Source organism: Pseudomonas agronomica, from assembly GCF_025917275.1.
In the GTDB taxonomy this organism is placed as follows: Bacteria; Pseudomonadota; Gammaproteobacteria; order Pseudomonadales; family Pseudomonadaceae; genus Aquipseudomonas; species Aquipseudomonas agronomica.
On sequence record NZ_JAOSHO010000125.1, the window covers coordinates 1 to 12,221 of the forward strand.

At 61.4% G+C, this 12,221-nt stretch carries 10 protein-coding genes; 8 read left to right on the forward strand and 2 right to left on the reverse strand.

Going from position 1 to position 12,221, the window contains the following annotated elements:
• Positions 1-412 (reverse strand): ribonuclease HI (rnhA, locus tag OC610_RS11770; protein ID WP_264427918.1); only part of this gene is annotated, 412 nt, incomplete at its 3' end.
• A gap of 91 nt (positions 413-503) precedes the next feature.
• Positions 504-1,262: a class I SAM-dependent methyltransferase gene (locus OC610_RS11775; protein WP_030142630.1), complete on the reverse strand. Its 759-nt coding sequence runs from the start codon at positions 1,260-1,262 to the stop codon at positions 504-506.
• Between the two features lie 65 nt (positions 1,263-1,327).
• On the opposite strand from OC610_RS11775, the gene gloB reads away from it, so the two are divergent.
• From gloB to fabI, 8 genes are all read left to right on the forward strand, one after another.
• The gene (gene gloB / locus OC610_RS11780; RefSeq protein WP_264427919.1) at positions 1,328-2,095 is read left to right on the forward strand and encodes a hydroxyacylglutathione hydrolase; all 768 of its coding nucleotides are present in this window, start codon (positions 1,328-1,330) and stop codon (positions 2,093-2,095) included.
• A gap of 99 nt (positions 2,096-2,194) precedes the next feature.
• Positions 2,195-3,646 carry a transglycosylase SLT domain-containing protein gene (locus OC610_RS11785; RefSeq protein ID WP_264427920.1) on the forward strand — a complete coding sequence of 484 codons (1,452 nt, stop codon included), beginning with the start codon at positions 2,195-2,197 and terminating at the stop codon, positions 3,644-3,646.
• Between the two features lie 195 nt (positions 3,647-3,841).
• Positions 3,842-5,674, forward strand: coding sequence for an extracellular solute-binding protein (locus tag OC610_RS11790; RefSeq protein ID WP_269807967.1), 1,833 nt, complete (start codon positions 3,842-3,844; stop codon positions 5,672-5,674).
• Positions 5,671-7,524, forward strand: coding sequence for an extracellular solute-binding protein (locus tag OC610_RS11795; RefSeq protein ID WP_264427921.1), 1,854 nt, complete (start codon positions 5,671-5,673; stop codon positions 7,522-7,524). Before OC610_RS11790 ends, OC610_RS11795 begins: the two co-directional genes overlap by 4 nt.
• 4 nt (positions 7,525-7,528) lie before the next feature.
• Positions 7,529-8,602, forward strand: coding sequence for a microcin C ABC transporter permease YejB (locus OC610_RS11800; RefSeq protein WP_264427922.1), 1,074 nt, complete (start codon positions 7,529-7,531; stop codon positions 8,600-8,602).
• 1 nt (position 8,603) lies between these two features.
• Positions 8,604-9,623, forward strand: a complete 1,020-nt coding sequence (locus OC610_RS11805; protein ID WP_181290472.1) for an ABC transporter permease — start codon at positions 8,604-8,606, stop codon at positions 9,621-9,623.
• A 1-nt stretch (position 9,624) separates the two neighbouring features.
• Positions 9,625-11,235 carry an ABC transporter ATP-binding protein gene (locus OC610_RS11810; RefSeq protein ID WP_264427923.1) on the forward strand — a complete coding sequence of 537 codons (1,611 nt, stop codon included), beginning with the start codon at positions 9,625-9,627 and terminating at the stop codon, positions 11,233-11,235.
• A gap of 19 nt (positions 11,236-11,254) precedes the next feature.
• Positions 11,255-12,049, forward strand: coding sequence for an enoyl-ACP reductase FabI (gene fabI, locus OC610_RS11815; protein WP_003202751.1), 795 nt, complete (start codon positions 11,255-11,257; stop codon positions 12,047-12,049).
• The last annotated feature ends 172 nt before the right edge of the window (positions 12,050-12,221 follow it).

Genomic DNA, 12,221 nt, shown 5'->3' on the forward strand with positions numbered 1-12,221 from the left:
TGGCCAACTGGTCAGCCCGCTCGTTGCCGTGGTGACCGATGTGCCCGCGCACCCATTTCCAGGTGACGTTGTGGCGGTTGACCTGCTCGTCCAGCAGTTTCCACAGGTCGGCGTTTTTTACCGGTTCCTTCGCCGCCGTCTTCCAGCCACGTTTCTTCCAGTTGGCCATCCACTCGTTGATGCCTTTCATCACGTATTGCGAGTCGGTGACCAGCAGCACATCGCAGGGACGCTTGAGCTCTTCGAGGCCCCGGATGGCGCCCATCAGTTCCATGCGGTTGTTGGTGGTGTTGGCTTCGCCGCCCCAGAGCTCCTTTTCAACGCCTTTGCACACCAGCAAGGCCCCCCAGCCGCCCGGACCGGGGTTGCCCTTGCAGGCGCCATCGGTGAAGAGTTCTACGCTATCGCTCATGCCAATCTATCCAGAAAAAATACAAAGACCTGCCGGCCGGGGAGCGTTCAACACTCTAAACCGGATGCAGGCCAGAATCCGCGAAAAAGGGTCACGGCTCGATGTGGCGACGATTGACCTTGGCCATCGGCAAGGGAATCAGCTTGCCCATCGGCTCGCGTCGCGCCTGACGCACCGGGCGCAACCCGACTGCGATCTTGCGCGCCACCAATAGATAAAAACCGCCGCCGGACAACTGCCAGCCACCGGCCCTGCGCTCCCAGCCGGCCAGGCGGGCCTGCCACTTGGGTGACGCAAGCGGCGGACGATAGCACCCGAAGCGGCGTTTCTCCAGCGCGAAGCCCAGCAGGTTGAGCCAGTCACCGACCCGCGAAGCCGAGATGCAACGGGCCTGGCGCAACGCGTCGCTGGCGAACACGTGACGCAGCCCCCAACTGCTCCAGGGGTTGATGCCGAGGATCAACAGATGCCCGCCGGGGCGCACGCTGCTGGCGGCTTCTCGCAGCAAGCCATGGGGCGACAGGCAGAAATCCAGGCCATGCTGCATGACCACCACGTCGGCGGCATGCTCGCTCAGCGGCCAGGCCTGCTCCTCACAGACGATTTCCACGCCGGGCAACGGCGCGCCCAGGCGCACATTGCGCTGGACCTGCGGTGCCGACGGCGGCGTCTGCGCCGAAGGGCCGTAATGCACCAGGTAGCCACCAAAGAACCGGCCCAGCTCGTCTTCGAGCATGCGCCGCTCTTCTTCCAGCAAAAATTGCCCGACAGGGCCGGACAGCCATTCACGGGCGGAGCTGATCAATGCCAGCCAGTCAGGATCAGCCTGAGCGAACGCTTCATCGGTCATTGCATTCTCCAACGCGCCAGGAAGTTCTAAGATGCGCCTTTGTTTCAAGCTTGGCGAATTCCACGATGATACAGATCAGTGCCCTGCCCGCGTTTAGCGATAACTACATCTGGTTGTTACAGGACCACTCGACCCAACGCTGCGCCGTGGTCGATCCCGGCGATGCCGCGCCCGTACGGGCCTGGCTCGATGCCCACCCCGGATGGACCCTGAGCGACATCCTGGTCACCCACCACCATCATGACCATGTCGGCGGTGTCGAATCGCTGAAAAGCGCAACGAACGCCACGGTCTACGGCCCCGCCAGCGAAACCATCCCGGCGCGTGACATCGCCCTGGGCGACAACGCCAGAATCAATGTCCTCGGCCTGGATTTCGATGTCCATGCCGTGCCCGGACATACATTGGGGCATATCGCCTATTACCATCGCGGCCTGCTGTTCTGCGGCGACACGCTGTTCGCCGCCGGTTGCGGCCGCCTGTTCGAGGGCACGCCCGAGCAGATGCACCATTCCCTGAGCCGACTCGCCGCGCTGCCTGAAGACACCCTCGTCTATTGCACCCATGAATATACCTTGAGCAACCTGAAGTTTGCCGCCGCGGTCGAGCCGGATAACCCTGACGTTGCCACCCGCCTGGAAAAAGTCGTCGAGCAACGCAACCAGGGGGTCATGACCCTGCCATCGACCCTGGCCCTGGAAAAACTCACCAATCCATTTTTGCGCACAGCTGAAACATCCGTTAAACAAAAAGCAGACGAACGGAACGGCCAGCGAAACCAGACGCCGAGTGAGGTTTTTGCTGCCTTGAGGGCCTGGAAAGATAAGTTCTAAGGCTGCTATCGATTGATACAAAAATTCTGAATGGTTGACCTGCTGGGGTGCGCTTTCTAGAATCGGCCGACATTTTTGCCCGGAACTTACTTCCAGCCAATGTCGTCATCTATCCGTAGGTCCGTCCAGTCAGACACATTGACCCGCTTGGCTCAAGCCATCGCGGTGGCTGTGTCCGCCACGCTGGCGGGCTGTCAGAGCAGCGGCCAGGTGCCGCAGAACGATGCCGCGCATACGCCGAATATCGCCGCGCGAGCCAAGCAGAAGCCCGTGTGGCTCAACGAAAAACCCAGCCCGCAAGTGCCCCAGGACGTCTGGGAACGCATGCGCCAGGGCTTCCAGCTCCAGGAAACCGCAGGCGTCAACCCGCGCATCGAACAGCAGCGCCTGTGGTTCGCCAGCAACCCGTCCTTCCTGGAAAACGCCGGTGAGCGCGGTAGCCTGTACATCCATTACATCGTAGAGCGCCTCGAAGAACGCAACATGCCGCTGGAGCTGGCGCTCCTGCCGGTAATCGAAAGTGCCTACAACCCCATGGCCTATTCACGAGCCAACGCCGTAGGCCTGTGGCAATTCATCCCGTCCACCGGCCGTTATTTCAACCTGCGCCAGACCCGCTTCTATGACGGACGCCGCGATATCACCGCGTCCACCACGGCCGCCATGGACTACCTGACGCGCCTGCATGACATGTTCAACGGCGACTGGTTACTGGCGCTGGCGGCCTACAACGCAGGCGAAGGCACGGTCAGCCGCGCCATCGAACGCAATGAGAAGCTTGGCCTGCCCACCGACTACTGGAACCTGCCACTGCCCAGCGAAACCCAGGCCTACGTGCCCAAGCTGCTGGCGCTGTCCCAGGTCGTGATGGCCCCCGACGCGTATGGCGTGAACCTCAACCCGATCGCCAACGAACCGTACTTCAAAGTCGTCGAGATCAATCAGCGCATGGACCTGTCCAAGGTCGCGGCAGTCGCCAATATCGACGAAGACGAGCTGTTCCAGCTCAACCCTGCCTTCAAGCAACGCACCACCATCGACGGCCCGCAGCACCTGCTCGTCCCGACCTCCAAGGCGCAACTGCTGACCGCCAGCCTGTCGACCATGCGCCCGGAAGAATTGATCAGTCCACGCTCGCTCAAGCCGGTCTTCGAGACCGCTGATGACAGCGAAGTGGAAGGCGCCAGGCGCACCTACCGCGTCAAGCGCGGCGACAATCTGGCCCAGATCGCCAAGGCCAACAACGTCGAGACCAAGGACCTGCAACGCTGGAACAAGCTCAGCGGCAACAAGCTCAAGGTCGGACAGACCCTGGTGATGCAGGACGCCAAGCCGACCAAGGCCACGACGGGCAAGCGCATCAATACCGTGGTAGCCGCCAATGACAGGAATCAGAAGAAGCAGACCCAGTACAAGGTCAAGCAAGGTGACTCGCTGTATGTCGTCGCCAAGCGCTTCAATGTCGAAATGCAGCACCTCAAGCGCTGGAATCCCAGCATGGGCAAGGCACTCAAGCCCGGGCAGATGCTGACGGTCTATTCCCCCCATTGATCGCAAGCGCTAGGTTGCTGTAGGAGCCGGCGAAGCCTGCGATCTTTTGATCTTTCGCTTGAAATTCAAGTGTCTGGAGAAAGATCGCAGCCTCGCGGTGCTCGACAGCTCCTACAACCCCGCCTTTTTCCTGCCGATACAAGCTGTTACTGTACAGCCCATAACAGCCCAAGCCGCCTGGATCGGATCCCAGACTTGATACGTCCCCTCCTCCTGCTCCTGATCAGCCTGGCCTTGAGCTCCCCCGCCGGCGCCACCATCAGCGAAAGCCATGGCTATGCGCAGTTCGGCACGCTCAAGTACCCGGCCAAGTTCACCCATTTTGACTGGGTCAACCCGCAAGCGCCCAAGGGCGGCACCTTGCGGATCATGGCGTTTGGCACTTTCGACACCCTCAATCCATACACATTCAAGGGCAGTAGCCCGGTTTCCACGCCGAACTTCCTGCAGTACGGCATCAATGAGCTGAACGAACCGCTGATGGTCGGCACTGGCCAGTACGCGCCGTCCGGTGACGAGCCGACCTCAAGCTACGGCCTGATCGCCCAATCCGTGGAATACAGCGAGGACCGCAGCTGGGTGGTCTTCAACCTGCGACCCGAAGCGCGCTTTCACGACGGTGTGCCGATCACCGCCTATGACGTGGCGTTCTCCTACCGGACACTGCTCAAGGACGGCCATCCGCAATACCGGACCAATCTCCAGGAAGTGCTGCGGGTCGACGTCCTCAATCCGCTGAAAATCCGTTTTGTCTTCAAGCGCTCGGGCAACCCGCTGTTGATCCTGCGCCTGGGTGAACTGCCGGTGCTGCCGCAGCATTACTGGAAAGACCGCGATTTCAAGGCCACCACCTTCGAACCGCCCCTGGGCAGTGGCCCTTACCGCATCACCAAGGTGCAGCCAGGTCGCCAGTTGGTGTTCGAGCGCGTCAAGGACTACTGGGGCAAGGATCTGCCGGTCAATCGCGGCAAGTACAATTTCGATCGGATGGACGTGGAGTTCTACCGCGACAGCGATGTCGCCTTCGAAGCCTTCAAGGCTGGCGAATTCGACATCTACATCGAGCACCAGGCCAAGAACTGGGCCAACGGCTACAACTTCCCGGCGGTGGACCGTGGCGAAGTGATCAAGGCACAGATTCCCCATCAGATTCCGACCCAGACCCAAGGCCTGTTCATGAACACCCGGCGCAGCACATTCGCCGAGGTGAAGGTGCGCGAAGCGCTGGGGCTGATGTTCGATTTCGAGTGGACCAACCGCACCCTGTTCAGTGACGCCTACAAACGTACCCTCAGTTACTACCCCAACAGCGAGTTCTCCGCTACCGGCCTGCCCGTGGGCCACGAATGGCTGCTGCTCAAGCCGTATCGCGAACAGCTGCCGCTGCGCTTGCTGACTGAGCCGTTCAGCCTGCCCCAGACGGACGGGCGCGGCATCCCCCGGGACACACTGCGCAAGGCCCTCGGCCTGCTGAAGGAGGCCGGATGGACCCTCGACGGCCAGCGCCTGCTGAATGCCGACGGTCAGCCCCTGCGCTTCGAGATCCTGCTGGTGAACCCGAACCTGGAGCGCATCCTGCAACCCTACGTCGAGAACCTCGCCAGCATCGGCATCCAGGCCCGGCTGCGCACGGTGGATCGGGCCCAGTACAAGCAGCGCCTGGACCAGTTCGATTTCGACATGATCCTGCTGACCCTGAACCAGACGCTCAGCCCGGGCCTCGAGCAGTGGCAGTATTTCCACTCCAGCCAGGTTGGGATCAAGGGCAGCAAGAACTATGCGGGCATCGCCAACCCCGTCGTCGACCACCTGCTGGAAAAGCTCCTCGCCGCCCAGACCCGCGATGAACAAGTCGCGGCGGGCAAGGCCCTGGACCGTGTGCTGCTCTGGCAGCATTACTGCATCCCCAACTGGTATATCAATTATCATCGCCTGGCGTACCGCAACCGGTTCGCCTTCGTCACTACGCCGCCCTACACCCTGGGCTTGAGCGCATGGTGGCTGAAATCTTCGGAGAAAGATCAATGAAGCCTTTACGCGCCCTGCTCCTGCAGGCCAGCAGCCTGCTATTCGCCGGGCTTGCCTGTGCCGCGCCGCAGCATGCCGTGACCCTGTACAACGAACCGCCCAAGTACCCAGCCAACTTCCAGCATTTCGACTACGTCAATCCGGACGCGCCAAAGGGTGGCGTGTTCCGCCAGGGCGGGTTCGGCGGCTTCGACAGCCTCAATCCGTTCATCAGCAAAGGTGTACCGGCCGATGACATCGGCCTAATCTACGACACCCTGGCCAAGCAGGGCCTGGACGAACCCTTCACGGAATATGGCCTGGTCGCCGAAAAAATCGAAAAAGCCCCGGATAACGCCTGGGTGCGTTTTTACCTGCGCCCTGAGGCCCGCTTCAACGACGGCCACCCGGTGCGCGCCGAAGATGTGGTGTTCAGCTTCCAGACGCTGACCAAGGACGGCGCGCCGATGTTCCGCGGTTATTACAACGACGTCGCCGAAGTCATCGCCGAAGACCCGCTCAAGGTGCTGTTCAAGTTCAAGCACACCAATAACCGTGAATTGCCGTTGATCCTCGGCCAACTGCCGGTATTGCCCAAGCATTGGTGGGCCAGCCGCGACTTCAGCAAGGGCAACCTGGAAATCCCCCTGGGCAGCGGCCCGTACAAGGTCGCCGAAGTGAAGGCCGGACGCTCGATCCGCTACGAGCGGGTCAAGGATTACTGGGGCAAGGACTTGCCGGTCAACCGCGGCTTCTACAACTTCGACGTCCTGGTCACCGACTACTACCGCGACAACACCGTGGCGGTCGAGGCGCTGAAAGCCGGCCAGTTCGATTTCTGGCTGGAAATGACCGCGAAGAACTGGGCCAACGCCTACAACATCCCGGCCGTTACCGAAGGTCGGCTGATCAAGGAACAGATCCCCAACGGCAACCCCACCGGCATGCAGGGTTTTGTCTACAACCTGCGCAGGCCGATCTTCCAGGATGTACGGGTGCGCAAGGCCCTGAGCCTGCTGCTGGACTTCGAATGGACCAACAAGCAATTGTTCAATGGCGCCTATGCCCGCACCCGCAGTTATTTCGAAAACTCTGAAATGGCCGCCACCGGCCTGCCCGGCGAAGACGAACTGAAGATCCTCGAGCCCCTGCGCGGCAAGATCCCGGACCAGGTCTTCAGCGAAGCCTTCCAGCCTTCGATGTGCGACGGCAGCGGCATGATCCGCGACCAGCAGCGCAAGGCCTATCAACTGTTGCAAGAGGCCGGCTGGCGCATCGTCGACGACAAGATGGTCGATGCCCAGGGCAAACCGGTGGTGCTCGAGTTCCTGCTGGCCCAGACCGAATTCGAACGCGTGCTGCTGCCCTTCAAGCGCAACCTCAGCGACCTGGGCATCGAACTGGTGATCCGCCGGGTTGATGTCTCCCAATTCGTCAACCGTGTGCGCTCCCGGGACTTCGACCTGATGGTGGGCAGCTTCCCGCAGTCCAGTTCGCCGGGGAACGAACAGCGCGAATTCTGGATGTCCGCTGCGGCCGACAAGCCTGGTAGCCGCAACACCATGGGCCTGAAGGACCCAGCCGTGGACCAATTGGTGGAACAACTGATCAATGCCGACTCGCGCAAGAGCCTGGTCGCCCATGCCCGGGCACTGGACCGGGTGCTGCAGTGGGGCTACTACGTGATTCCCAACTGGCACATCAAGACGTGGCGCGTCGCCTACTGGAACCACATTGGTCATCCGAAAATCACGCCGACCTATGACATCGGCACGACCACCTGGTGGGTCAAGCCGGAGGTCAAGCCGGCCGATGAAGTAGAGAAGCAGGTCATCGAGCAGCAAATCGCCGCCCCTGCGAGCGTGGAGTAACGAAATGCTGGCTTACATTTTTCGGCGACTGCTGCTGATCATCCCGACCCTGTTCGGCATTCTGTTGATCAACTTCGTCATCATCCAGGCCGCGCCCGGTGGGCCGGTGGAACAGATGATCGCCAAGCTCGAGGGTTTCGAGGGCGCCACCAGCCGCATAGCCGGCGGCGGGGCCGAAGTGTCGGTGGCCGGTTCCTCCTACCGCGGCGCCCAAGGCCTGGATCCGGCTCTGGTCAAGGAAATCGAGCGCATGTACGGCTTCGACAAGTCGGCCCCCGAACGCCTGTGGATCATGATCAAGAATTACGCCCACCTGGATTTCGGCGACAGTTTCTTCCGCGACGCCAAAGTCATCGACCTGATCAAGGAAAAGATGCCGGTGTCCATCTCCCTCGGGTTGTGGAGCACGCTGATCATGTACCTGGTGTCGATCCCGCTGGGGATCGCCAAGGCCACGCGGCACGGTAGCCATTTCGACGTGTGGACCAGCTCGGCGATCATCGTCGGCTACGCGATCCCGTCGTTCCTGTTCGCCATCCTGCTGATCGTGGTGTTTGCCGGCGGCAGTTATTTCGACTGGTTTCCCCTACGGGGACTGACCTCCAACAATTTCGACCAGCTGAGCCTGGGCGGCAAGATCCTCGATTATTTCTGGCACCTGGCGCTGCCAGTGACAGCCCTGGTGATTGGCAACTTCGCCACCATGACCTTGCTGACCAAGAACAGCTTCCTCGATGAAATCAACAAACAGTACGTAGTCACCGCCAAGGCCAAGGGCTTGACTCGCAACCGCGTGCTGTACGGCCATGTGTTTCGCAACGCCATGCTGCTGGTGATCGCCGGGTTCCCCTCGGCGTTCATCGGGATTTTCTTCACCGGCTCGCTGCTGGTGGAGGTGATCTTCTCCCTCGACGGCCTCGGCCTGATGAGTTTCGAAGCGGCCATCAACCGCGACTACCCGGTGGTGTTTGGCACTCTGTTCATCTTCACCCTGCTGGGGCTGGTGGTGAAGCTTATCGGCGACCTGACCTATACCTTTGTCGATCCGCGCATCGATTTCGAAAGCCGGGAGCATTGAGATGAACCTGTCCCCTCTCAATCGCCGCCGTTTTGAGCTGTTCAAGGCCAACAAGCGTGGCTGGTGGTCGTTGTGGCTGTTCCTTATCCTGTTCGGGCTGAGCCTGGGCGCCGAGCTGATCGCCAACGACAAGCCGCTGGTGGTGCATTACGACGGCGGCTGGTACTTCCCCGCCCTCAAGCGCTACCCCGAGACCACCTTCGGCGGCGAGTTCCCGCTGGAGGCCAACTACAAGAGCCCGTACATCCGTGAGTTGCTGGCGGCCAAGGATGCCTGGGTGGTGTGGGCACCGATTCCGTTCAGCTACCAGAGCATCAACTACGACTTGAAAGTCCCGGCCCCGGCGCCGCCGTCCTCGGTGAACTGGCTCGGCACCGACGACCAGGGCCGCGATGTGCTGGCACGGGTCATCTATGGCTTTCGTATCTCGGTGCTGTTTGCCCTGACGTTGACGGTGCTCAGCTCGATCATCGGCGTAATCGCCGGGGCCCTGCAGGGTTTTTATGGCGGCTGGGTGGACCTGGCCGGCCAACGCTTCCTGGAAATCTGGTCCGGCTTGCCCGTGCTGTACCTGCTGATCATCCTCGCCAGTTTCGTCCAGCCCAATTTCTGGTGGCTGCTGGGCATCATGCTGCTGTTTTCCTGGATGAGCCTGGTGGACGTGGTCCGCGCCGAGTTCCTGCGCGGGCGCAACCTGGAATACGTGCGCGCCGCCCGGGCGCTGGGGATGCAGAACGGCGCGATCATGTTCCGTCATATCCTGCCCAACGCCATGGTCTCGACCATGACGTTCATGCCGTTCATCCTCACCGGCGCCATCGGCACCCTCACCGCCCTGGATTTCCTCGGCTTCGGCCTGCCGGCGGGCTCGCCTTCCCTGGGCGAGCTGGTGGCCCAGGGCAAGTCCAACCTCCAGGCGCCGTGGCTGGGCATCAGCGCGTTCGCCGTGCTGGCGGTCATGCTGAGCCTGCTGGTGTTCATCGGCGAGTCCGCTCGCGATGCCTTCGATCCGAGGAAGTGATATGAACCAGGACAATCTGATCGAAGTACGCGACCTGGCGGTGGAGTTCATCGTTGGCGAACGGCGCCAGCGGGTGGTCGAAGGCGTCAGTTTCGACATCAAGCGCGGCGAAACCCTGGCCCTGGTGGGCGAAAGCGGCTCCGGCAAGTCCGTGACGGCCCACTCGATCCTGCGCCTGCTGCCCTATCCGCTGGCCCATCACCCCACCGGGACCATCCAGTACGCCGGCCAGAACATGCTGGGCCTGAAGGAAAAAACCATCCGCCACATCCGCGGCAACCGGATCGCGATGATTTTCCAGGAACCGATGACCTCCCTGAATCCGCTGCACTCCATTGAAAAACAGATCAACGAAGTGCTCGGTATCCACAAGGGCCTGACCGGCAAAGTCGCCACCCGGCGGACGCTGGAACTGTTGGAACTGGTCGGGATTCCCGAACCTCACAAGCGCCTCAAGGCCCTGCCCCATGAGCTGTCCGGTGGCCAGCGGCAACGGGTGATGATTGCCATGGCCCTGGCCAACGAGCCGGAACTGTTGATCGCCGACGAGCCGACCACGGCACTGGACGTCACCGTGCAGCTGAAAATCCTCGATCTGCTCAAGGATTTGCAGGCGCGGCTGGGCATGTCGCTGCTGCTGATCAGCCATGATTTGAACCTGGTGCGAAGAATTGCCCATCGCGTATGTGTCATGCAGCGCGGTTGCATCGTCGAACAGGCATCGTGCGCAGAGTTGTTCCGCGCGCCGCAACATCCGTACACTCGGGAATTGCTGGCCGCCGAGCCCAGCGGCAACCCGGCAAGCAACATCGTCGGCCCGCCACTGTTGCAGGTCGAGGACTTGAAAGTCTGGTTTGCGATCAAGAAAGGCCTGTTCAAGCGCACGGTCGATTACATCAAGGCCGTGGATGGCATCCGCTTCAACCTGCCCCAGGGCCAGACCCTGGGCATCGTTGGCGAAAGCGGTTCCGGCAAGTCCACCTTGGGCCTGGCGATTCTGCGCTTGATCGGCAGCCAGGGTGGGATCCGCTTCGAAGGCAAGGATCTGGACAGCCTGACGCAACAGCAGGTCCGGCCGCTGCGCCGGGAGATGCAAGTGGTGTTTCAGGACCCGTTCGGCAGCCTGAGCCCACGGATGTGTGTGAGCCAGATCGTCGGCGAAGGATTGCGGATCCACAAGATCGGCACCCCGGCCGAACAGGAACAAGCCATAATCGCGGCATTGAAGGAGGTAGGCCTGGACCCGGAAACCCGGAACCGCTACCCCCATGAATTTTCCGGAGGGCAACGGCAGCGTATCGCCATTGCCCGAGCCCTGGTGCTCAAGCCGGCGTTGATTCTGCTGGATGAACCGACGTCGGCCCTGGACCGTACCGTGCAACGCCAAGTGGTGGAGCTGTTGCGGTCGCTGCAAACCAAGTACAACCTGACGTACCTGTTTATCAGCCATGATTTGGCTGTCGTCAAAGCGCTGAGCCACCAATTGATGGTGGTCAAGCATGGCCAAGTGGTCGAACAAGGTGATGCCCGCAGCATATTCGCCGCGCCGCAACACCCCTATACACAGCAGTTGCTGGAGGCCGCCTTCCTGGCCCCAACAACTGCCGAATAACCTGAAAGAGGAGCAACACATGGGTTTTCTCGCCGGTAAGCGCGTACTGATCGTCGGTGTCGCCAGCAAGCTGTCCATCGCATCCGGCATCGCTGCCGCCATGCATCGCGAGGGCGCTGAGCTTGCCTTCACTTATCAGAACGACAAACTCAAGGGTCGTGTCGAAGAGTTCGCGCAAGGCTGGGGTTCGAGCCCTGAGCTGTGCTTCCCGTGCGACGTGGCCAGCGATGAAGAAATCGCCAAGGTCTTCGAAGAACTGAGCAAGAAGTGGGATGGCCTGGACTGCATCGTCCACTCCGTGGGCTTCGCCCCGGGCGACCAGTTGGACGGCGACTTCACCGAAGCCACCACCCGTGAAGGTTTCCGCATCGCCCACGACATCAGCGCCTATAGCTTCGTGGCCCTGGCCAAGGCCGGTCGCGAAATGATGAAAGGCCGCAACGGCAGCCTGCTGACCCTGTCGTACCTGGGCGCCGAGCGCACCATGCCGAACTACAACGTCATGGGCATGGCCAAGGCTTCCCTGGAAGCCGGCGTTCGCTACCTGGCCGGCTCCCTGGGCCCGGACGGCACCCGCGTGAACTGCGTATCGGCCGGCCCGATCCGTACCCTCGCCGCCTCCGGCATCAAGAACTTCCGCAAGATGCTGGCCGCCAACGAAGCGCAAACCCCGCTGCGTCGCAACGTCACCATCGAAGAAGTCGGCAACGCCGGCGCCTTCCTGTGCTCCGACCTGGCGTCGGGCATCAGCGGTGAAATCATGTACGTGGACGGCGGCTTCAACACCACCGCCATGGGCAACATCGAAGAGTAATCTTCGCGCTTCAACAAAACGCCGCTTGCCCTCGAAAGGCCAAGCGGCGTTTTTCTGCCCTGAAAAAATACCTGTGGGAGCTTGCTCGCGATTGCGGCAGGTCAGCCAATGGTGATGTGGGCTGTGCCGGCGTCTTCGTCGGATCGCCGCCCGGAGCAAGCTCGCTCCCACA